Annotated in this window: 17 protein-coding genes, 1 tRNA gene and 1 riboswitch; of the genes, 7 read left to right on the forward strand and 11 right to left on the reverse strand. The window is 68.6% G+C overall.

Going from position 1 to position 21,942, the window contains the following annotated elements:
• Positions 1-173 precede the first annotated feature (173 nt).
• On the forward strand, positions 174-2,822 hold the full coding sequence (locus C693_RS0100900) for a M1 family metallopeptidase (protein ID WP_017460360.1): 2,649 nt from the start codon (positions 174-176) through the stop codon (positions 2,820-2,822).
• A 123-nt stretch (positions 2,823-2,945) separates the two neighbouring features.
• Positions 2,946-3,872, forward strand: coding sequence for a 2OG-Fe(II) oxygenase (locus C693_RS0100905; RefSeq protein WP_017460361.1), 927 nt, complete (start codon positions 2,946-2,948; stop codon positions 3,870-3,872).
• Between the two features lie 556 nt (positions 3,873-4,428).
• Here the strand turns inward: C693_RS0100905 and C693_RS24465 are convergent.
• The 4 genes from C693_RS24465 to C693_RS0100920 are packed head-to-tail and all read right to left on the reverse strand — an operon-like array spanning position 4,429 to position 7,458.
• Positions 4,429-5,106 carry a carbohydrate porin gene (locus C693_RS24465; RefSeq protein ID WP_083868195.1) on the reverse strand — a complete coding sequence of 226 codons (678 nt, stop codon included), beginning with the start codon at positions 5,104-5,106 and terminating at the stop codon, positions 4,429-4,431.
• Positions 5,027-5,413, reverse strand: a complete 387-nt coding sequence (locus C693_RS22430; protein WP_017460362.1) for a hypothetical protein — start codon at positions 5,411-5,413, stop codon at positions 5,027-5,029. The genes C693_RS24465 and C693_RS22430 overlap by 80 nt, the downstream gene beginning before the upstream one ends.
• Positions 5,414-5,431: 18 nt before the next feature.
• Positions 5,432-6,199, reverse strand: coding sequence for a LytR/AlgR family response regulator transcription factor (locus C693_RS0100915; RefSeq protein ID WP_017460363.1), 768 nt, complete (start codon positions 6,197-6,199; stop codon positions 5,432-5,434).
• Positions 6,196-7,458: a sensor histidine kinase gene (locus tag C693_RS0100920; RefSeq protein ID WP_017460364.1), complete on the reverse strand. Its 1,263-nt coding sequence runs from the start codon at positions 7,456-7,458 to the stop codon at positions 6,196-6,198. Before C693_RS0100920 ends, C693_RS0100915 begins: the two co-directional genes overlap by 4 nt.
• 206 nt (positions 7,459-7,664) lie before the next feature.
• Here C693_RS0100920 and C693_RS20780 point away from each other — a divergent pair, with 206 nt between their 5' ends.
• Entirely contained in the window at positions 7,665-9,743 is a 2,079-nt protein-coding gene (locus tag C693_RS20780; RefSeq protein WP_017460365.1) for a putative bifunctional diguanylate cyclase/phosphodiesterase, read from the forward strand.
• 61 nt (positions 9,744-9,804) lie between these two features.
• Here the strand turns inward: C693_RS20780 and gcvP are convergent, their stop codons facing one another.
• Entirely contained in the window at positions 9,805-12,696 is a 2,892-nt protein-coding gene (gcvP, locus tag C693_RS0100930; RefSeq protein ID WP_430536795.1) for an aminomethyl-transferring glycine dehydrogenase, read from the reverse strand.
• Between the two features lie 40 nt (positions 12,697-12,736).
• Positions 12,737-12,840: riboswitch (glycine riboswitch) on the reverse strand.
• A 201-nt stretch (positions 12,841-13,041) separates the two neighbouring features.
• Between gcvP and C693_RS0100935 the strand changes: the two genes are divergently transcribed.
• Positions 13,042-13,452, forward strand: a complete 411-nt coding sequence (locus C693_RS0100935) for a VOC family protein (RefSeq protein ID WP_017460367.1) — start codon at positions 13,042-13,044, stop codon at positions 13,450-13,452.
• Positions 13,453-13,580: 128 nt separating this feature from the next.
• On the opposite strand, the gene C693_RS0100940 is transcribed toward C693_RS0100935, so the two are convergent.
• Positions 13,581-14,186 (reverse strand): HAD family hydrolase, encoded by a 606-nt coding sequence (locus C693_RS0100940; RefSeq protein ID WP_026107086.1) that lies wholly within the window; start codon positions 14,184-14,186, stop codon positions 13,581-13,583.
• A 76-nt stretch (positions 14,187-14,262) separates the two neighbouring features.
• Positions 14,263-14,347, reverse strand: a tRNA-Leu gene (locus C693_RS0100945).
• Between the two features lie 140 nt (positions 14,348-14,487).
• Between C693_RS0100945 and rnr the strand changes: the two genes are divergently transcribed.
• From rnr to C693_RS0100960, 3 genes are read left to right on the forward strand one after another with little or no spacing between them, the layout of a single operon-like run.
• Positions 14,488-17,190: a ribonuclease R gene (gene rnr, locus C693_RS0100950; RefSeq protein ID WP_017460369.1), complete on the forward strand. Its 2,703-nt coding sequence runs from the start codon at positions 14,488-14,490 to the stop codon at positions 17,188-17,190.
• A gap of 4 nt (positions 17,191-17,194) precedes the next feature.
• On the forward strand, positions 17,195-17,941 hold the full coding sequence (gene rlmB / locus C693_RS0100955) for a 23S rRNA (guanosine(2251)-2'-O)-methyltransferase RlmB (RefSeq protein ID WP_017460370.1): 747 nt from the start codon (positions 17,195-17,197) through the stop codon (positions 17,939-17,941).
• A complete protein-coding gene (locus tag C693_RS0100960; RefSeq protein ID WP_017460371.1) occupies positions 17,938-18,225 on the forward strand; it encodes a CBU_0592 family membrane protein in 288 nt (95 codons plus the stop codon). Before rlmB ends, C693_RS0100960 begins: the two co-directional genes overlap by 4 nt.
• A 111-nt stretch (positions 18,226-18,336) precedes the next feature.
• Here the strand turns inward: C693_RS0100960 and phoU are convergent, their stop codons facing one another.
• The 4 genes from phoU to pstC all read right to left on the reverse strand — a co-directional run bounded on the left by phoU (position 18,337) and on the right by pstC (position 21,814).
• Entirely contained in the window at positions 18,337-19,059 is a 723-nt protein-coding gene (phoU, locus tag C693_RS0100965) for a phosphate signaling complex protein PhoU (RefSeq protein ID WP_017460372.1), read from the reverse strand.
• A 61-nt stretch (positions 19,060-19,120) separates the two neighbouring features.
• Positions 19,121-19,936, reverse strand: a complete 816-nt coding sequence (gene pstB / locus C693_RS0100970; RefSeq protein WP_017460373.1) for a phosphate ABC transporter ATP-binding protein PstB — start codon at positions 19,934-19,936, stop codon at positions 19,121-19,123.
• Positions 19,929-20,795 (reverse strand): phosphate ABC transporter permease PstA, encoded by an 867-nt coding sequence (pstA, locus tag C693_RS0100975; protein ID WP_017460374.1) that lies wholly within the window; start codon positions 20,793-20,795, stop codon positions 19,929-19,931. Before pstA ends, pstB begins: the two co-directional genes overlap by 8 nt.
• Positions 20,795-21,814 (reverse strand): phosphate ABC transporter permease subunit PstC, encoded by a 1,020-nt coding sequence (gene pstC, locus C693_RS0100980; RefSeq protein ID WP_017460375.1) that lies wholly within the window; start codon positions 21,812-21,814, stop codon positions 20,795-20,797. The genes pstA and pstC overlap by 1 nt, the downstream gene beginning before the upstream one ends.
• Positions 21,815-21,942 lie beyond the last annotated feature (128 nt).

Below are 21,942 nucleotides of genomic sequence, written 5' to 3' on the forward strand. Positions count from 1 at the left end.
CGCGGCGATGCAGCACGACAAGTGGCGCCGGCCGTGACTTCCGGCCGTGTCCGGCGGCCCGTGCGCGCCCGCACCATGGGCGGTATCAGGGGACATCCGTTTCCGTTTTCCGGGTCGGGCAGGCGCGTGCGCCGGTGGCCGTGATCCGGACTCAACCCAAGCAGGGAGTTGTCATGCGTCGATATCTCGTTTCCGCCATTGCGCTGGCCCTGGCCGGCGTGTCGATGGCGCCGCTCGCCGCCCAGACCAAGGCGGCGCCGGTGCGCGAAGCCACCACCCAGCTGCCGCGCGGCGTGGTGCCCACGCATTACGACGTGGCCATCGTGCCGCACGCGGACAAGCTCACCTTCGACGGCAAGGTCACCATCACGTTGAACGTGCTCAAGCCGACCAGCAGCATCACGCTGAACGCGGCGGACCTCACCTTCCATTCGGCCACGCTGACGCCGACCCGGCTGAAGATCGCCGTGCCGACGCCCACCGTCTCGGTGGATGCCAAGGCGCAGACCGCCACCTTCACCCTGTCCCACCCGATCCCGGCCGGCCAGTACAAGCTGGCGATGGACTACAGCGGCAAGGTCGAGACCCAGGCCAACGGCCTGTTCGCGCTGGACTACGACACCAAGGACGGCAAGAAGCGCGCGCTGTACACCCAGTTCGAGAACTCCGACGCCCGTCGCTTCATCCCCTCGTGGGACGAGCCGAACTACAAGGCCACCTTCGACCTCACCGCCACCGTGCCCAGCGATGAGATGGCGGTGAGCAACATGCCGATCGCCTCGAAGAAGGGCCTCGGTAACGGCCTCACCGAGGTGCACTTCGGGCAGTCGCCGAAGATGTCCACCTACCTGCTGTTCTTCAGCGTCGGCGACTTCGAGCGCGCCACCGAGAAGGTGGACGGCACCGAGATCGGCGTGATCACCCAGAAGGGCATGGTCAAGCAGGCCGGCTTCACGCTGGACTCGGCCCGCGCCGTGCTGAAGGAATACAACGACTACTTCGGCGTGCCGTACCCGCTGCCGAAGCTGGACAACATCGCCGCGCCGGGCCAGAGCCAGTTCTTCTCGGCGATGGAGAACTGGGGCGCGATCTTCACCTTCGAGTACGCGCTGCTGCTCGATCCCAGCATCTCCACCCAGGGCGACAAGCAGCGCGTGTTCAACACCGCCGCGCACGAGATGGCGCACCAGTGGTTCGGCGACCTGGTGACCATGAGCTGGTGGGACGACCTGTGGCTCAACGAGGGCTTCGCCTCGTGGATGGCCGCGCGCACCACCGAGAAGCTGCATCCGGAATGGCACACCAACCTGGATCTGGTCGGCACGCGTGAAGGCGCGATGTCGCTCGACGCAGTCGCCACCACCCACCCGGTGGTGCAGCACGTGGAGACGGTGGAGCAGGCCAGCCAGGCGTTCGACTCGATCACCTACTCCAAGGGCGAGGCGGTGATCACCATGCTCGAGGCCTACGTGGGCCCGGAGACCTGGCGCACCGGCGTGCGCAACTACATCAAGGCGCACGAGTACGGCAACACGGTGTCCGACGACCTGTGGAAGTCGGTGCAGGCCGCGGCCGGCAAGCCGATCATGCAGATCGCCCACGACTTCACGCTGCAGCCGGGCATCCCGCTGGTCAACGTGCAGTCCCTGGCCTGCAACGCCGGCTCGACCAAGGTGCTACTGAGCCAGGGCGAGTTCACCAAGGACCGCCCGGACAAGAAGCCGCTGCGCTGGCACGTGCCGGTGATCGCCCAGACCGTCGGCGGCAAGCCGGTCACCACCGTGCTGGACGGCAAGGGCACGCTGACCGTGCCGGGTTGCGGCCCGGTGCTGGTGAACGCCGGCCAGGCGGGCTACTACCGCACGCTGTACTCCACCGCCGGGTTCGACGCGCTGAAGGGCGACTTCGCCAAGCTCAAGCCGATCGACCAGCTCGGCCTGATGGGCGACACCTGGGCGCTGGCGATGGCCGGCAAGGAGCCGGTGGCCAACGTGCTGGCGCTGGCCCAGGCCACCCCGGCCGATGCCGACCCGCAGGTGTGGGGCGAGGTGGCCGGCTACTTCGACGCCATCGACAACTACTACGACGGCGACGCCGCCCGCCAGGAGCGCTTCCGCGCCTTCGCCCGCAGTCGCCTGCGTCCGGTGTTCGCGCGCATCGGCTGGGAGGCCAAGGCCGGCGAGAGCGTGCCGACCACCCTGCTGCGTACCCAGCTGATCGGCTCTCTGGCCGAACTGGGCGACCAGGACGTGATCGCCGAGGCGCGCCGCCGCTTCGCCGCGCAGAAGACCGATCCCAAGGCGCTGCCGGTGGCGTTGCGCAAGACGGTCACCGCGGTCGTCGCACGCAGTGCCGACACCGCCACCTGGAACCAGCTGCACGCCGAGGCCAAGGCCGAGACCACGCCGCTGATCAAGGATCAGCTGTACGCCATGCTCTCGCTGGCCAAGGACGACACCCTGGCCAAGCAGGCGCTGGACCTGGCGCTGACCCCGGAGCCGGGTGCGACCAACAGCGCGGGCATGATCCGCATCGTCGCCTACCGCCACCCGGACATGGCGTTCGACTTCGCCGTGGCGCACCGCGACCAGGTGGACAAGCTGGTCGATTCCACCTCGGCCAGTCGCTACTACCCGGCGCTGGGCGCCAGCTCGCTGAAGCCGGAGATGATCGACAAGATCAAGGCGTACGCCGACGCGCACATCGCCAAGAGCTCGCAGCGCGTGGCCAACACGGTGATCGCCAACATCCAGTACCGCATGATGATCCGCAACGATCGCCTGCCCGACGTGGATGCCTGGCTGGCCAAGCACGCCGACTGAGCGGTTCGGCGCTGATGTGCCCGGAGGCCCCGCCGTGCGGGGCCTCTCTTTTTTGGCGGTGTGGTGGCCCGGACTCGCCTCCCGCGCCGGCTACAATCGAGGGCCGTTCTCAGGATGACAACCATGGAAGGTGCCGAGCCTCTCTCGATTCTCGATCAACGCGTGCTGGCCTCGTGCGCCGATCATCGCGAGGCCTTCGCGTCCGGCGACCCGTTTCCCCACGTGGTGATCGACGACTTCTTCGCGCCGGAGTTTGCCGCGGCGCTGCTCGACACCTTCCCCGCATTCGAGCGCGGCAATGCCGTGGGCGACGACGGCAAGATGGGCGGCAAATCCACGCTGGAGCGGGTGCGGGCGCTGGGGCCGGCTTACCAGCGGCTGGACGATGCGATCCAGAGCCCGGCGTTCCTGCGTCTGATCGGCGAGATCACCGGCATCGACGGCTTGCTCTACGACCCGTGGTATCTCGGCGGCGGCACGCACGAAAACCGCCACGGAATGAGCCTCGACCCGCACGTGGACTTCAACTACCACCCCAGCGAGCGCTGGCATCGGCGGCTCAACCTGATCGTCTATCTCAACCCGGAGTGGGAGGAGAGCTGGGGCGGCAACCTGGAGCTGTTCCGCGACCCGCACGAGGATCGCCGGCCGACCCGTTCGGTGGTGCCGCGCTTCAACCGCTGCGTGATCTTCGAGACGTCCGAGCGCTCGTGGCATGCCTTCGACCGGATCGCCCTGCCGGCCGGGCGGGAGGACCTGACCCGGCGCTCGGTCGCGCTGTACTTCTATTCGCACGAGCGGCCGGCGGAAGAGACCGCTCCGCGCCACACCACCTATTACGTGAAGCGGCAGCTGCCGGAGCACCTCGTCGAGGGCCATGTGCTGGCGGGCCGCGACGTGGCGGAACTGACCGGCCTGCTGCAGGAGCGCGACGCGCACATCCGCATGCTGTACGCGGAGAACACCGCCTTGCGCAAAGCCCAGGACAAGGGCATCGGCGGTCATCTGTTGTATCTGGCGAAGCGGGCGTACGTGCGCTTTCGTCGCTGACCGAAGCGCACGCCACGCCCCACTGTCGAACGCCACACAAACCCGGTAGGAGCCCGCTCGCGGGCGATGCTTCTGCCTTTTGTGGCGCATTGGTGTGAAGGGCATCGCCCGCGAGCGGGCTCCTACGGGGAGGGCGTGGGGTGTCCGGTGGGATGACAGGTCGGTGGACAGCTCGGAGGCTGGGGCGAGGCATGCTTCTGTGTTTGCGTGGCGCATGCGTTTCCGCTCATGCGTAGCCGGTTGCCGCATCCGGGGAAACGGTACACGCGCCGCCGAAGCGCACGCCACGCCCCACTGTCGAACGCCACACAAACCCGGTAGGAGCCCGCTCGCGGGCGATGCTTCTGCCTTTTGTGGCGCATTGGTGTGAAGGGCATCGCCCGCGAGCGGGCTCCTACGGGGAGGGCGTGGGGTGTCCGGTGGGATGACAGGTCGGTGGACAGCTCGGAGGCTGGGGCGAAGCATGCTTCTGTGTTTGCGTGGCGCATGCGTTTCCGCCCAGGCGTAGCCGATTGCCGCATCCGGGGAAACGGTGCACGCGCTGCCGAAGCATACGTCACCCCCCACTGTCGAACGCCACACAAACCCGGTAGGAGCCCGCTCGCGGGCGATGCTTCTGCCTTTTGTGGCGCACTGGTGTGAAGGGCATCGCCCGCGAGCGGGCTCCTACGGGGAGGGCGTGGGGCGTCCGGTGGGATGACAGGTCGGTGGACAGCTCGGAGGCTGGGGCGAGGCATGCTTCTGTGTTTGCGTGGCGCATGCGTTTCCGCTCAGGCGTAGCCGATTGCCGCATCCAGGGGAGCGGTGCACGCGCCGCCGAAGCGCACGCCACGCCCCACTGTCGAACGCCACACAACGCGAAAACCCGGTAGGAGCCCGCTCGCGGGCGATGCTTCTGCCTTTTGTGGCGCATTGGTGCGAAGGGCATCGCCCGCGAGCGGGCTCCTACGGGGAGGGCGTGGGGTGTCCGGTGGGATGACAGGTCGGTGGACAGCTCGAAGCGCAGGGTGAACACCCGCGCGTTGCGCACGTTGGGGTCGGTGTCCGGGTGCACCACGTACTGCAGGTCCGGCTGCACGGCGAGCCAGTTGGTCGCCTGGGCCAGGTAGCTCAGCTCGATCGAGCGTTCGGTGGCGGTGGTCGGCCGCGGCGCCTCAGGCGCCGGGCGCGAGCGCCCGGCAGCGCGCGTCCACCGCGGCGTCGTCGGTACGCACGCACACCTGCACCACGGCAGGCAGGTGGGTGATGTCGCGGTCGCTGCCGGCCGGCACGGCCAGCGTTTTCAGGGCGGGGATGCGGCAGTCGTCCCCGCGGTCGCAGCCCGCGGCGAACAGGCTGTAGTGGCATTGCCCGCTGCGACTGGCGCGGCAGTCGAAATGGGCGCCGCTGGCGGTGATCTCCACCCGGCTGTCGAGCTGGTCCACGCCGTTGACCGTGGAGCGCTGGGTGAAGCTGCGATGCGGATGGTCGCAGCCGAGCGCGCTGGCGGCGAAGGCGAGCAGGGCGAGCAGTCGGTAGAGCATGTGCATGGCGGTGTCCACGGCAGGCGCTCCTTGCGTCTACATGGTCTTGAAAAGCGTCATGAACGGCGCGCTGACGGTGAGCGTTTCCGGTCGCTGCTTCAGTCGCACGGTGCCGCGGCCGGTGTCGTCGCGCACGATCGAGGCGATCGCCTTGAGGTTGACGATGGTGGAGCGGTGGATCTGCCGGAACACGTTGGCGTCGAGCACCTCGAGCAGCTCGCGCAGCGAGGTTCGCAGCAGCGCTTCGCCCTCGGCGGTCATCGCCACGGTGTACTTGTGGTCGGCGCGGAAGTAGGCGACGTCGTCGACCATGATGAGCCGCGTCTCGCGGCCGGTGCTGGCGGTGATCCAGGTCAATGGCGGAGCCCTCGGTGTGGTGGCCGCGCCCTGGGCGAGATCGCGCAGCAGCTGGCTGAGGTTGGCGGGCAGCTGGCCACTGGCCAGCCGCGACCGGACGCGCTGCACGGTGGCGGCCAGGCGCTCCGGCGTCACCGGCTTGAGCAGGTAGTCGATGGCGCCACGCTCGAACGCGTCGATGGCGTACTGGTGGTAGGCGGTGGTGAACACGATCTGCGTGCCGGGGCTGCAGGTGGCCGCTGCGGTGGCGACGTCCATGCCGGTCAGGCCGGGCATGCGGATGTCGAGGAAGGCGACCTCGGGCTGCTGCGTGGCGATGGCTTCCAGCGCACTGGCGCCGTCCTCGCATTCGGCCACCACGGTCAGCTCCGGCCACACCTGGTGCAACAGGCGCACCAGCTCGCTGCGCAGCAGGGCTTCGTCTTCGGCGACGACGGCGCGGATCATGCGGTCACCCGGCTGCTGTCGGTCGACGCGTCGGTGACCGCGGGCACGGTGATGGTGGCGGCAACGCCGTCGGGCACATTGGCGACCACCGACAGCGAGGCGCGCTCGCCGTAGATCAGGCGCAGCCGTTCGCGCACGTTCTTCAGGCCGATGCCGGTACCGCCGGTGGCGACGCCGAAGCCCTGGCCGTTGTCGGCGACGGTGACCATCACGCGGTCCTCGTCGCGGCGGGCGAAGATCCATACCGTGCCGCCGCCGGGCTTGGGCTCCAGGCCGTGCTTGATGGCGTTCTCCACCAGCGTCTGCAGCATCATCGGCGGCATCGAGATGGCGCGCAGCGCGTCGGGTACGTCCACCTCCATCGCCAGCCGCGCGCCCATGCGGATGCGGATGATCTCCAGGTAGGCGCGGGTGCGCTCCAGTTCGTCGCCGAGGGTGGACAGCGACTCGTCGGCGCTCGGCAGCGAATGGCGCAGGTACTGGATGAGATGGCCGAGCATGCGGTCGGCCTGCGCCGGCTCGCTGCGGGTGAGCAGCTGCGCGCTGGCCAGCGTGTTGTAGAGGAAGTGCGGTTCCACCTGGGCGTGCAGCAGGTTGAGCCGGGCGACCGTGAGCTCCTTCTCGGTGGCCGTCTGCGCTGCGGCCCGCTGCTCGTTGCGGCGATGCTCGGCGACCCGCCGGGCGATGGCGCGGGTGATCGCCTCGGCGTTCTCCAGGTTGGTGCCGTCGTCGACGCGGAACCAGTCGCTCCACGCGGCCGCCTCCGGCTCGCACAGCAGGGTGACGCTGCCGGTGCCGTTGACCGGGGTGACCGTGGCGGTGATCTGGTTGCGCAGGCTGCCCAGCCAGTTGGACGGGTTGAGCCGCTGCACCCAGTGGCGGCCGTAGGGCTGCGGGCGGCGGATCTTGGCGCGCACCTGCAGGCTGTCGCGGGCGCTCTCGACCTCCTCGATGCGCGGCAGTTCGCGGATCGCCGCGTCGACCAGGTCGAACGCCTCGCCGGCCTCGAACGGGATCTCGATCTGCCGGCGCTGCCGGTTGGCCAGCGCGCTGGAGTCGACTTCCCCGGCGATCAGCCGCACCCGGCCCAGGTGCGAGAACGCGCCGGTGATCACGAAGGCCAGCGTGATGAAATAGACCAGCGAGGCCAGATTGCCGTCGTGGTAACCCGGCGTGGCGCTCCAGAACAGGTTGCCCACCAGGAACAGCGCCGACCAGGCCAGGGCGATACGCAGGACGAAGAACAGGCTCTTGAACATGAGTGGCTCGCCGGGGCAGGAATCGCGACAGAGCTTAGTCGCTTGGCCGCCGCCGGTCGGGATGGAGGCGACGGAACCCGGCCAGGGCGCGACGGAACCAGGATCCGGGGGCACGAAGCGGGGACGGTCGTACGAATGCAGGGTCAAGTGCGGGGGCGAGTTGCCGTTATGCTTCTGTTTCCCCGAATGGCCTCCCCCGGCGCTTAATGAACGGCAGTTTCCATCTCGCCCTGGCGTTGTTGGCCCCTCTTGTTGGAGCGACCACCACCTATCAGGCCCTGGACGTGATGCCACGGCTGGCCGCCTCGCGCGAGCGCTGGCAGCGTTCGGCGTGGTACGTGGTCGGCGTGTGGATGATCGGCATCGGCGTGTGGTCGCAGCACTTCGTCGGCACGCTGGCTCGGGTGCCGCAGTTGCGCGATGGCCTGGATCCGCTGCTGTGCATCGCCTCGGGATTGTTCGCCCTGCTGGCGGCCTATGTGCTGCTGGCGATGACCGATGTCGCCGCGCTGACGCGTGCCCGCATGCTGGGCGGCGGCATTCTGCTGGCCGGCTGCGTGATACCGATGCACCTGCTGATGATCGCCTCGCTGCACCTGCCGGCGGTACGGGTGGGGGCAGGGCAGCATCTGTGGATCTGGTGCCTGGTGGTGGCAGCGATCGGCGCGGCGGTGCTGAGATTGCTGCACGCGTTCCGGGCCAGGCACAACCGGAGCCTGCGGCGGCGCATCCCGGTGGCCTTCGGCAACGCGCTGATCCTCGCCGCCACGTTGCACCTGGCGATGCGCATGTCCGGCGAGCGCTTTCCCGGCGGCAGTGCCGGCGATGCGGCGGCGGTGGTCTGGGTCGGTTCGATGATCGGCGTGATCGCGCTGGTGTCGATGGGCTCGGCCATCGGCCTGTCCGAATGGGTGACCCGGCTGTACCAGCGCACCCGCAGCCTGGCCGGTTCGCTGGACGACCTGCACGACCGCCTGCGCTACCTCTCGACCCACGATGCACTGACTGGCCTGCCGAACCGCGCGACCCTGATCGATCGGCTGGAGCGCGCGCTGGACGGCGCGCGCGACGGGCGCGGTTACGTGGCCGTGCTGTACATCGACCTGGACGGCTTCAAGCACATCAACGAGTCGCTCGGCCAGACCGCGGGCGACCAGGTGCTGTGCGCGGTGGCCGAGCGGTTGGCCACGCACCTGCGCTACGAGAGCGTGGGTCGCGTCGGTGGCGACGAGTTCGTCGCCGTGCTCGAGCGCATGCGCTCGCAGGATTCGGCCCACCGCATCGTCGAGCGCCTGCTCGACGCCATGCAGCTGCCGCTGGTGGTCGGGGGTATCACGCTCTGCGCCACGCCGAGCATCGGTGTCGCCCACTTTCCGCAGGACGGCGATTCCGCCGAGGCGCTGATCGCGCACGCGGACGTGGCGATGACCGCGGCCAAGCAGGCCGGCCGGAATGGCTACAGCATCTACGACACCAGCATGCGTCGGCGTGCCGAGCGGGCGCTGGCGATCCAGCGCGGGCTGCATGCGGCGATCGAGGACGGCAGCCTGTCGCTGCACTACCAGTCCAAGCACGACAGCGCCACGGGGGCGATCGTCGGCGCCGAGGCGCTGGCGCGCTGGACGCATCCGGAACTGGGCGAGGTGCCGCCGATGGAGTTCATCGCGGTGGCCGAGCGCAGTGGCCAGATCGGTCGCATCGGGGAATGGGTGATCCGCGAAGCCTGCCGGCAGATCGGCGCCTGGCGCGGCCAGGGGATGGTGTCGCTGCGTATCGCGATCAATCTCTCGCCGCTGCAGTTGAACCAGCCGGGGTTTGTGGACACGGCCGCGCGCATCGTCGCGGAGGCCGGGGTCGCTCCGGCGCTGATCCTGTTCGAGGTGACCGAAAGCATCGCGATGGAGAACGCCGAACGAACCCGGTTGATGCTGCGCGATTTCCGCGAGCGCGGCTTCGAGTTCGCCATCGACGACTTCGGTACCGGCTACTCCAGCCTGGCCTACCTGCAGAAGTTCCAGGTGCGCCAGCTGAAGATCGACCGCTTCTTCGTGCAGGCGCTGGACGAGGGCGGGCCGGAGGCACGCGCGATCATCGCGGCGATCATCGACCTGGCCCACACGCTGGCCATCGAGGTGGTCGCTGAAGGCGTGGAAACCCAGCTGCAGGCCAGCGTGCTGCGCACCCTCGGCTGCGACCAGCTGCAGGGCTACCACTTTTCCCGCCCGCTGCCGCCTGAGGAGTTCGAGCGGCACTGCCGCACGCTGCCGGTACTGGCGCCGGCCTGATCGCCAAGAAAAAGCCCCGCCGGAGCGGGGCTTGTTTCCATCCGGTCGTCCAGGCGGACGCTTACATCACGTTCGGTTCGCTGAACGCCTCGATCTCGCCCTTGAAGGCGTCGACCGGGATGCACGAGCACATGATGTTCTTGTCGCCGTAGACGTTGTCCACGCGGGCCACCGGCGACCAGTACTTCTGCAGCCGCAGGCTGGGCAGCGGGAACGCGGCCAGCTCGCGCGGGTAGGCGTGGGTCCACTCGCTGCCGGAGACCATCGCGGCGGTGTGCGGGGCGTGCTTGAGCGGGTTGTCCTCGCGGTCCAGACGGCCGTCCTCGACCGCGCGGATCTCCTCGCGGATCTGGATCATCGCGTCGATGAAGCGGTCCAGCTCGTACTGGCTCTCGCTCTCGGTCGGCTCGACCATCAGCGTGCCGGCCACCGGGAAGCTCAGCGTCGGGGCGTGGAAGCCGAAGTCGATCAGGCGCTTGGCGACGTCCTCGGCACCGATGCCGGTGGCGTCCTTGAGCGGGCGCAGGTCGAGGATGCACTCGTGCGCCACCAGGCCGTTGCGGCCGGTGTACAGCGTCTTGTAGTGCGGCGCGAGGCGCTTGGCCACGTAGTTGGCGTTGAGCAGGGCCAGCTGGGTGGCGCGGCGCAGGCCTTCGGCGCCCATCATGGCGATGTACATCCAGCTGATCGGCAGGATGCTGGCCGAGCCGAAGCTGGCGGCCGAGACCATGCCGACATCGCCTTCGCCACCGAAGGTCTTGGGCAGGAACGGTGCCAGGTGCGACTTCACCGCGCACGGGCCGACGCCCGGGCCGCCGCCGCCGTGCGGGATGCAGAAGGTCTTGTGCAGGTTGAGGTGGCTGACGTCCGAGCCCCACTTGCCGGGCTTGGCCACGCCGACCAGCGCGTTCATGTTGGCGCCGTCGGTGTACACCTGGCCGCCGTGCGCGTGGATGATCTCGCAGATCTGCACGATCTCCTCCTCGAACACGCCGTGCGTGGACGGGTAGGTGACCATCAGGGCGGCGAGGCGGTCGGAGTACTTCTCGGCCTTGGCGCGGATGTCGGCGACGTCGACGTTGCCGTTCGCGTCGCAGGCGGTGACCACCACGGTCATGCCGCACATCTGCGCGGAGGCCGGGTTGGTGCCGTGGGCGGACTCGGGGATCAGGCAGATGTCGCGATGGCCTTCGCCGCGCGAGCGGTGGTAGGCGCGGATCGCCAGCAGGCCGGCGTACTCGCCCTGGGCGCCTGAGTTCGGCTGCAGGCTGACCGCGTCGTAGCCGGTGCATTCGACCAGCATCGCCTCCAGCCCGTCGATCAGCTCCTTGTAGCCGGCGGCCTGTTCGGCCGGCGCCAGCGGGTGGATGTTGGCGAACTCGGGCCAGGTCACCGGGATCATCTCGGCGGTGGCGTTGAGCTTCATGGTGCACGAGCCCAGCGGGATCATGCTGCGGTCCAGCGCGAGGTCCTTGTCGGCCAGGCCGCGCAGGTAGCGCAGCAGCTCGGTCTCGCTGTGGTGGGTGTTGAACACCGGATGGGTGAGGAACTTGCTCTCGCGCACGAGCTGGCGCGGCAGCGCGTCGTGGACTTCGGCATCGAGCGCGTCGATGTCCTCGATCTCGGCGCCGAACAGGCCGGCCAGCGCGATGACGTCGGCGCGGGTGGTGGTCTCGTCCAGGCTGATGCCGACGCTGGTGCCGTGGATGGCGCGCAGGTTGATCTGCTGCGCGGCGGCGCGGGCATGCACCGCGTCGGCGTCCACGCCGGTGATGTACAGCGTGTCGAAGAAGCCGTCGGCCACGGTCACGCCGGCGCGGCGCAGCGCGACGGTCAGGATCACCGCCAGGCGATGCGTGCGGCGGGCGATGCGCTTCAGGCCCTCCGGGCCGTGGTAGACGGCGTACATCGCCGCCATCACCGCCAGCAGCACCTGCGCGGTGCAGATGTTCGAGGTGGCCTTCTCGCGGCGGATGTGCTGCTCGCGGGTCTGCAGGGTGAGGCGGTAGGCCTTGTTGCCCTCGGCATCCACCGAGACGCCGATCAGGCGACCCGGCATCGAGCGCTTGTAGGCGTCGCGGCAGGCCATGAAGGCGGCATGCGGGCCGCCGAAGCCGAACGGCACGCCGAAGCGCTGGGTGTTGCCGATGACGATGTCCGCGCCCCATTCGCCCGGCGCCTTGAGCAGGGTCAGCGCGAGCAGGTCGGTAGCGACCGCCACCAGGGCGCCGCGCGCGTGCACGGCCTCGACCAGGGCGGCGTAGTCGTGCGCCTGGCCGAAGGTGTCCGGGTACTGCAGCAGCACGCCGAAGCTCTCGGCAGTGGCGGCGTCGGCGTCGTCACCGACCAGGATCTGCAGCCCCATCGCCTCGGCGCGGGTGCGCAGCACTTCCAGCGTCTGCGGGTGCACGCCCCGGGACACGAAGAAGGTGTTGGACTTGCTCTTGCCCGAGCGCTTGGCCAGGGTCATCGCCTCGGCGGCGGCGGTGCCTTCGTCCAGCAGCGAGGCGTTGGCGATGTCCATGCCGGTGAGGTCGGCACACATCGTCTGGAAGTTGATCAGCGCCTCCATACGGCCCTGCGAGATCTCCGCCTGGTACGGCGTATAGGCGGTGTACCAGGCCGGGTTCTCCAGCACGTTGCGCAGGATGACGTTCGGCGTGTGGGTGCCGTAGTAGCCCTGGCCGATGAAGCTCCGGAACACGCGGTTCTTCGAGGCGACGGCGCGGATCTTGGCCAGCGCTTCCACCTCGGTGAGCGGCGCGGGCAGCGCCAGCGGGGCGGGCGACTTGATCGAGGCGGGCACGATCGCGTCGGTCATCGCTTCCAGCGAGGGCTGGCCGATGGCGGCGAGCATGTGGGCGATCTCGGCGTCGTTCGGGCCGATGTGACGCTCGATGAAGGCACCGTGGTGCTCGAGCTCGCGCAACGAGGGAGAGGAGGACTGGCTCATGATCAGGGGCATCCGGGGATAGCGTGCCGTGCCGCACGCGGGGCGCCCCTCTGTCCTTTTGCCTGAGAGTTTGGAGGCGGCGATGGACTGCTGCCTTATGCCCCTTCGGCGCCGGATTCAACCGGTCTCTCCAGAGTGTTTGCGCGCGGTGGTTACGGGGCCTGAGCGATTACGGGCGTTGCGCCTTCGGCAGCGACGTGGCCCTGGAAGGCCCGGCGCTTCTCCCACCGTACGTTTACCGCGGCGATTATACAGGCCGCCCGGGTGGCGGTCAGCGGGTGGGGCACCCGGTCGCGGGGCCGATGGCGCCGGTTAAGCTGGGGCGGTTTCGACAGGAGGCTTCCCATGATCCGGATCGGCGAGATCGACCACGTGGTGCTGCGCGTGTGCGACCTGGACGCGATGCAGCGGTTCTACTGCGAGGTGCTGGGCTGCCGCGAGGAGCGGCGACAGGACGAGATCGGCCTGGTACAGCTGCGCGCTGGCGCCTCGTTGATCGACCTGGTGAGCGTGGATGGGCGGATCGGCCGCCACGGCGGTGCGGCGCCCGGCGTGGAGGGTCACAACATGGACCACGTCTGCCTGCGCGTGGAGGACTACGACGAGGCGGCCATCCTGGCCCACCTGCGCGCCCACGGCGTGCGCATCGGAGACCTCGGCATGCGCTACGGCGCGAAGGGCGAGGGCCCCTCGATCTACCTGTACGACCCGCAGGGCAACATGATCGAGCTGAAGGGGCCGCCCCATCCAGGCTGAAGCCCGCTCTTGATCCAAGCCGAAGCCCGCTCTTGTAGGAGCCCGCTCGCGGGCGATGCTTCTGGCTCTGATGCAACACCGGAACGAAGAGCATCGCCCGCGAGCGGGCTCCTGCCGATTTGCGTGGCTCAGGCCAGCGCGGCGGCCAGGGCTCGGCAGTCGGCGAAGTGCCAGTCGGCCAGCTCCGGCCAGCGGTTGTCGGGCAGGTTCACCAGCACGGAGCGCGCGCCGGCGGCGCGGGCGCTGGCCAGGTCGTAGGCGTAGTCGCCCACCATGGCCAGTTCGGCGGCGTCGACCGACCAGTGCGAGGCGATGTGCCTGAGGCCGGCCGGGTCGGGCTTGGGCGGTGCGTCCTCGCGGCCGAGTACGACCGCCGGATCGAAGCAGTCGGCCAGGCCGATCGCCTCCAGCGACAGCAGCGCCAGCTCACGCAGGTTGCGGGTCAGGATGCCGAGCCGGCAGCCACGTGCCGCCAGTGTGCGCACCAGCGGCACGGCGCCTTCAGAGGGGCGCGAGGCATGGGCCAGCTCGCGCTCGTGCTCGAGCAGCCAGGCGCGCTTGGCGGCGGCCTCGGTGGCGGGCAGGGCAGCGATGTGGGCGAGGATGTCCTCGTCGTCGCGAATGGCGAGCGCGCGGCGGATCGCGGTGAAGTCGTGCACTGCCACCGTCAGCGTGCCGTCCAGGTCGAACACCCAGTGCCGGTGCGAGGCGAGGGCGTGGCGCGTGGTCGTCATCGGCGGATCACCCTCGGCGGCGCAGATGAACCGCAGAAACGACAAAGCCCGCATCGCTGCGGGCTTCGTCTACAATTGGTGCCCAGGAGAGGACTCGAACCTCCACGGTTTTACCCGCTAGTACCTGAAACTAGTGCGTCTACCAATTCCGCCACCTGGGCAGGTGCCGCGCAACCGTTCGGGCTGCGCGAGCCGCGTAGATTAGGCATCTCCCCCAGGGTTGTCAACAATACGTCGACAAAAAATTTTCCCCTGCTTCCGGACGATTTCCGTCCCGGAGGCCTTCAACCAAGGTAACTGAGTGACCCAGAAGAAAAACACGCGTGGCGGCAAGCGCCGCGCAGCAGCACCCACCCGCGACGACGCACCCCTGCGGCCGTCCGGCAAGCCCCGCTCCAACGGCGGAGCTCCGCGCAAGGGCGCCGGCGCGGTCCGCGATCCGCAGGCCGAGCGCGAGGCGCAGCGCTACGAGCGACCGATTCCCAGCCGCGAGGCGATCCTCTCGATGCTGGCCGACCGTGGCGAATGGCTCAGCGAAGCACGCATCGCCGAAACCCTGCAGCTTGACCACCCCACCGACCTGATGGCGCTGCGCAAGCGCCTCGGTGCGATGGTGCGCGACGGCCAGCTGCTGCAGGGGCGTCGCGGCGACTATGCGCCGGCGCAGAAACTCGACCTGCTTCCCGGCGTGGTGATCGCCAACGCCGAGGGCTACGGCTTCCTGCGTCCGGACGAGGGCGGCGACGACCTCTATCTCTCGCCGCAGCAGATGCGCGCGGTGATGCATGGCGACCGTGTGCTCGCCAGCGTGGTCGGGCTGGATCGTCGCGGCCGCCGCCAGGGCGCCATCGTCGAGGTGCTGCAGCGCCGCTCGCCGCGGCTGGTCGGCCGGGTGACGGTGGAGAACGGCGTCACCGTGGTGGCGCCGGATGACCGCCGCCTGCTGCAGGACATCCTGATCCCGCCCGGCAAGGAGCTGGGCGCGCGCAACGGACAGATCGTGGTGGTGGAGATCACCGACCCGCCGACCGCCCAGCGCGCGCCGCTGGGCGAGATCCGCTCGGTGCTCGGCGAACGCCTGCAACCCTCGCTGCTGGTGGAGATGGCGATCGCCAGCTACGACCTGCCGCGCGAGTGGTCGCCGGAGGTGCTCCGCGACGCGGCGCAGGTGGAACCGGAAGTCACCGCGGCCGAGCGCCAGGGTCGGGTCGACCTGCGCAAGCTGCCGCTGGTGACCATCGACGGCGCCGATGCGCGCGACTTCGATGACGCCGTGTACGCCGAACCGCGGCGTGGTGGCGGCTGGCGGTTGATCGTGGCGATCGCCGACGTCTCGCACTACGTCAAGGTGGATAGTGCGCTGGACGCCGCGGCGCAGGAGCGCAGCACCTCGACCTATTTCCCCGGCTTCGTGGTGCCGATGCTGCCGGAGACGCTGTCCAACGGCATCTGCTCGCTCAACCCGAAGGTCGAGCGGCTGTGCATGGTGTGCGACATGCAGGTGGACGCCAGCGGCGAGGTGACCAAGTCGAAGTTCTACGACGCGGTGATGCTGTCGCACGCGCGCCTCACCTACGACAAGGTGTGGCAGGTGGTCGGCCTGGAAGACCCCGACACGATCGCCGAGGTGGCCGACGTGCTGCCGCAGATCCGTCACCTGCATGCGTTGTACAAGGCGATGGCCGAGCAGCGCCGGCGCCGCGGTGCGATCGACTTCGAGACGCCCGAGGTGAAGTTCCGCCTCGACCAGCGTGGCGAGGTGGAGGCGATGGGCGCGACCGAGCGCAACGACGCGCACAAGCTGATCGAGGAATGCATGATCGCGGCCAACGTGCAGGCGGCGCTGTTCCTGGAAAAGAAGAAGATCCCCGCACTGTTCCGTGCGCACGAGCCGCCGCCGGCGGAGAAGTACGAGGACCTGCAGCAGTTCCTGCGCGAGTTCAAGCTGAGCATGCCGCCGATCGACCGGGTCACCCCGGGCGATTTCGCCGAGGTGCTGCGCATGGTGCGCGAACGCCCGGAGCGCGAGCTGATCCAGTCGGTGCTGCTGCGCTCGCAGAGCATGGCCGCCTACCAGCCGGAGAACCGCGGCCACTTCGGCCTGGCGCTGAGCGCGTATGCGCACTTCACCTCGCCGATCCGGCGCTATCCCGATCTGCTGGTGCATCGCGCGATCCGTTACGCGCTGACTGGCGGCAAGCCGGCCAAGTACCGTTACACGCCCGCCGAGATGGGCTCGCTGGCGGTGCACTGCTCGCAGCGCGAACGCCGTGCCGAGGAGGCCGAGCGCGATGTCGACGAGCGCTTCAAGTGCGCCTGGATGAGCAAGCACGTCGGCAGCGAATTCGATGGCGTGGTCACCGGCGTCACCTCGTTCGGCCTGTTCGTGGAGCTGGACGAGTCGAAGGTGTCCGGCCTGGTGCATATCAGCCAGCTGGCCAACGACTATTACCACTTCGATCCGCTGCGCAAACTGCTCAAGGGCGAGAAGTCCGGCGAGCAGTTCCGCCTCGGCGACCACGTGCGGGTGCAGGTGCTGCGCGCCAGCCTGGAGGATCGCAAGATCGATTTCCGGCTGGTGCCGCAGAAGAAGCGGGGCGCGCCGCCACCGCGCACGGCCAAGGCCTACGACTATGCAGCCGGCGGCGAGCGCTACTCGTTGCCCAAGGCCGCGGCGCCCAAGGCCGCCACGGCAAGTGCGGACAAGGCGCCGGGCATGTTCGGCCGCGCGGCCAAGGCGATCGGCCGGGCATTCGGGCGCGGCGAGGGCGGGGTGTCGGCGTCGGCGCCGGCGCGCGATAATCCGCCGCCCCGCGCTTATGCCAAGGATGCCCCGGCGTTGCCGGCCCTGCCGGCGGTGCCGTCATCCGGCGGCAAGCCGAAGGGGAAGGGTCCGGCGAAGGCCGTGGCAAAGAAGACGCCCGCGAAGGCGGCCACCCGCTCCGCGGACAAACCCAGGCCGTCCGGCCGCAGCGGGCGTCCTACTCGATCGAAAGGCAAGTAAGTAGATGAGCGAAAGCTGGATTGTCGGCATCAACCCGGTGGAAGGTGCCCTCGGCAACGATGCCGGGCAGGTGCGCGAGCTGCTGGTCGAACAGGGCCAGCGCAACGCGCGCGTGCAGGCGCTGGCCGAGCGGGCAAAGGCGCTGAAGATTCCCGTGCATCATCGGCCGCGCGAGCAGCTGGACAAGCTGTCCGGCGAGGCCCGTCACCAGGGCGTGGTGGCTCTTTACGAGCCGCCGCCGATGGCGCACGAGGGCGATCTGCCGGCGCTGCTCGAACGCGACGGCGCGGACACGCTGGTGCTGGTGCTCGACGGCGTGACCGACCCGCACAACCTCGGCGCCTGCCTGCGCAGCGCCGCGGCGGCCAGGGTTACCGCGGTGATCGTGCCGAAGGACCGTGCGGTGGGCCTGACCCCGGTGGTCCGCCGGGCCTCGGCCGGCGGCGCCGACCGCGTGCCGCTGATCGCGGTGACCAACCTCGCGCGCACCCTGCGCGAGCTGAAGGACGCCGGCGTGTGGATCACCGGACTGGCCGGCGACACCGACGACTCGATCTACGGTATCGACCTGAAGGGGCCGGTGGCACTGGTGTTGGGCAGCGAGGGCGAGGGCATGCGCCGGCTGACCCGCGAGCTGTGCGATTTCGTGGCGAAGATCCCGATGCCGGGCGCGATGGAGAGCCTCAACGTCTCGGTCGCCACCGGCGTGGTGCTGTTCGAAGCCTTGCGGCAGCGGAGTGCGAAACGATGACGACTGGACTGCACTGGTACGACCTGGTGGGTTTTGCCGGGGTTCTGCTGATCCTGCTGGCCTATTTCCTGCTGCAGGCCCACAAGTTGCACGGCAACGGGCTGGCCTACCAGCTGATGAACATCGCCGGTGCGCTCGGCGTGCTGGTGTCGCTGGTGTTCGGCAGCTTCAACTGGTCGGCGTTTCTGCTCGAGCTGGCCTGGATCGCCATCGGCATCTACGGCATCGTGCGTGGCGTTGCCCGCCGTCGCGAGGCACGCGAGAAGCCACTACCCACGCCGTGACCTTCGATCGGGCAGGAGCCCGCTCGCGGGCGATGCTTTTTGCTTCGATGAAGCATCGGAGCCAGGAGCATCCCCCGCAGGCGGGCTCCTGCCGTGGAAGCAAGTGGCGGGCTATTCGCCGAGCTTGGTCAGCTCCGGGCTGGAGGTGAAGTCGCGCTTCACGCGCTGCTTGTCCAGCGTTTCGCCATGCACCTGGAACCAGATGCTCTCGGCGATGTTGGTGGCGTGGTCGCCGATGCGCTCGATGTTCTTGGCCATGAACAATAGATGCGTGCACGGCGTGATGTTGCGCGGGTCTTCCATCATGTAGGTGAGCAGCTGGCGGAAGTAGCCGGTGTACGCCTCGTCCAGTTCGGCGTCGCTCTTCCACACCTGGTAGGCATGCTCGGCGTCCTGGTCGCGGTAGGCCACCAGCACCTCGCGCACTTCGGAGGCGGCCAGCTTGGCCAGGTAGTCCAGACCCTTGGTCGGCGAGATCGGCGCGACCATCGACAGCGGGATCGAGCGCTTGGCCACGTTGGCGGCATAGTCGCCGATGCGTTCGATGTCGGCGGCGATGCGCAGGGCGGCGAACACGTTGCGCAGGTCGCCGGCCATCGGCGCACGCAGCGCCAGCAGGCGCACCACGTCGTGGCTGATTTCCTGCTCGAGCTGGTCGATCGCATCGTCGTTGGCGACCACGCGCTGGGCGGCGCGCTCGTCGCGGCGGGCGATCACGTCGAGGGCCGACTCCAGCTGGGTCACCGACAGCTCGCCCATGCGTACGATCTCGCCGGTGAGGCGGGTCAGTTCGCTGTCGTAGCTCTTGATGATGTGCTCGCTGCCGCTGCTCATGTCGATACCTGCCTGTATGGGATGCTTGGAACGGGTGGAACGCGGGGATGGCTCGACCGGATCAGCCGAAGCGGCCGGTGATGTAGTCCTCGGTCTGCTTCTTGCTCGGCTTGGTGAAGATTTTCTCGGTGCCGTCGAACTCGATCAGCTCGCCCATGTACATGAACGCGGTGAGGTCCGAGCAGCGCGCCGCCTGCTGCATGTTGTGGGTGACGATGACGATGGTGAACTGGCTCTTGAGCTCTTCCACCAGCTGCTCGATGCGGCCGGTGGCGATCGGATCCAGCGCCGAGGTCGGCTCGTCCAGCAGCAGCACTTCCGGACGCAGCGCGATGGCGCGGGCAATGCACAGGCGCTGCTGCTGGCCGCCGGACAGGCCGAGCGCATTCTGCTTGAGCTTGTCCTTCACCTCGTCCCACAGCGCGGCGTCGCGCAGGGCCTTCTCCACGCGCACTTCCATGTCGGCGCGCGAGAGCTTCTCGTGGTGGCGAATGCCGTAGGCGACGTTCTCGAAGATCGTCATCGGGAACGGCACCGGCTTCTGGAACACCATGCCGACCTTGCTGCGCAGGCGGTTCATCGAATAGCCGGGGGCAAGCACGTTCTCGCCGTCCAGGATCACTTCGCCGCGTGCTTCCAGCTTCGGGTAGATCGCGTAGATGCGGTTGAAGATGCGCAGCAGGGTGGACTTGCCGCAGCCGGACGGGCCGATGATGGCCGTCACCTTCTTCTCCGGGATCGCCATGCTGATGCCCTTCAGCGCATGGAACCCGTTGTAGTAGAAGTGCAGGTCGTTGACCTGGATCTTGGTCGGCGCGACGGCCTCGGGGCCGGCCGCGGGCTGCGGGTGGAGGCCGGCGGCGGCGGACTCAGTCATGGGACACCTTGTTGCGGGAAAGGACCAGACGGGAAGCGAGGCTGAGCAGCAGCACGAACATCGTCACCACGAAGGCGCCGGCCCAGGCCAGCGCGTGCATCGCGTCGCCCGGATCGTTCGCGTACTGGTAGATGATCTGCGGCAGGCTGGCCATCTTGCTCATGGGGCTGAACACCATGAAGTTGTTGCCGAACGCGGTGAACAGCAGCGGTGCGGTTTCGCCGCTGATGCGCGCCAGCGCCAGCAGCACGCCGGTGATGATGCCCGAACGCGCCGCGCGGATCAGGATCTGCAGGGTCAGTTTCCACTGCGGCACGCCCAGCGACAGCGCCGCCTCGCGCAGCGTGGAGGGCACCAGGCGCAACATCTCGTCGGTAGTGCGCACGATCACCGGCAGGGCGATCAGTGCCAGCGCCACGCCGCCGGCGAAGCCGGAGAACGTGGTGTTGCCGTTGGTCAGGGCGGTGCTCGGCAGCACCACGATGGTGTAGACGAACAGGCCCATCACGATCGATGGCGCCGACAGCAGGATGTCGTTGAGGAAGCGGATCGTCTCGCCCAGCTTGGTGCGGTTGGCGTACTCGGCCAGCCAGGTGCCGGCCAGCACGCCGATCGGGGTGGCGATGGCGATGCCGATGAAGTTGATGATCAGGCTGCCGACCATGGCGTTGGCCAGGCCACCGTCCGCACCGTAGGCAGTGATCTTGGTGAACAGTTTCAGGTCCAGCGCACTGATGCCCTGGCGCAGGGTCTCCCACAGGATCCACGCCAGGAAGCCCAGGCCGATCAGCGTGGCGAACACGCTCAGGCCGAGCGCGATCCAGTTGGTCATGCGACGGCGAAGGTAGAGGGTGTTCATCACAGGCCCTCCCGCTTCTTCAGTTGGCGCAGCATCAGGCGGGCGATCAGCAGCACGAAGAAGGTGACCACGAACAGCAGGAAGGCCAGTGCCATCAGGGTGGCCTTCTGCAGGCCGACCGCCTCGCTGAACTGGTTGGCGATGGTCGAGGCGATCGAGGCGCCCGGGTCGAGCAGCGAGGCGGACAGGTTCATCGCGTTACCCAGCACGAAGGTGACCGCCATGGTCTCGCCCAGCGCGCGGCCCAGGCCCAGGAACACGCCGCCGATCACCGCCGAGCGGGTGTACGGCAGCACGATGTCCCAGACCACCTCCCAGGTACTCGAGCCCAGCGCGTAGGCGGACTCCTTCAGTCGGGTCGGGACGGTCTGGAACACCTCGCGCATCACCGAGGAGATGAACGGGATGATCATGATCGCCAGCACGATGCCGGCGGTGAGTACGCTGGCGCCGAACGGGTAGTTGCTGGCGAACAGCTTGCCGATGAACGGCACATGCGCCGCCACCCAGGACACCTTGCCGTCGTCCGGGCTGTCGCCCAGGTAGCTGGTCAGCCACGGCTTGATGTGCGCGGAGAAGAACGGGGCGAAGATGAACAGGCCCCACATGCCGTAGATGATCGAGGGGATGCCGGCGAGCAGCTCGATCGCCGAGGCGACCGGCGTGCGCAGCCAGGGCGGCGCGACCTCGGACAGGTAAAGCGCGATGCCGAAGCTGACCGGCACGGCGATGATCAGGGCGATGATCGAGGTGGCGATGGTGCCGTAGACCGGGACCAGTGCGCCGTAGACATCGTTGCCAGGATCCCAGGCCGAACTGGTGAGGAAGTGCCAGCCGAAGGTGCCGAAGGCGTGGCGGCCGCCCCACAGCGTGGCGCCGGCGGCGCCGACCAGCGAAGCCAGCACCAGCAGCGCGCAGACCATGAGCAGCCAGCGGAACCAGCGGTCGTGGCGCGCATCACGATGGTTGCGCTGGTCGCCGGTATCGCGGATCGCGAGGGCGTCGGGGGCACTGGACATGGAGCGGGCCGTCCTCTCGTTAGCTCAAGGGCGCAAGGATACCGGCGCCTTCAACGGAAAGCCGCCCCTGGACCACCGGGGCGGCTGTTCGGGAGTCTTCCGGCAGGGAGGGCGGCCACGAGTACCAC

The sequence above is a fragment of the Dyella ginsengisoli LA-4 genome (assembly GCF_000334915.1).
GTDB lineage: Bacteria > Pseudomonadota > Gammaproteobacteria > Xanthomonadales > Rhodanobacteraceae > Dyella_A > Dyella_A ginsengisoli_A.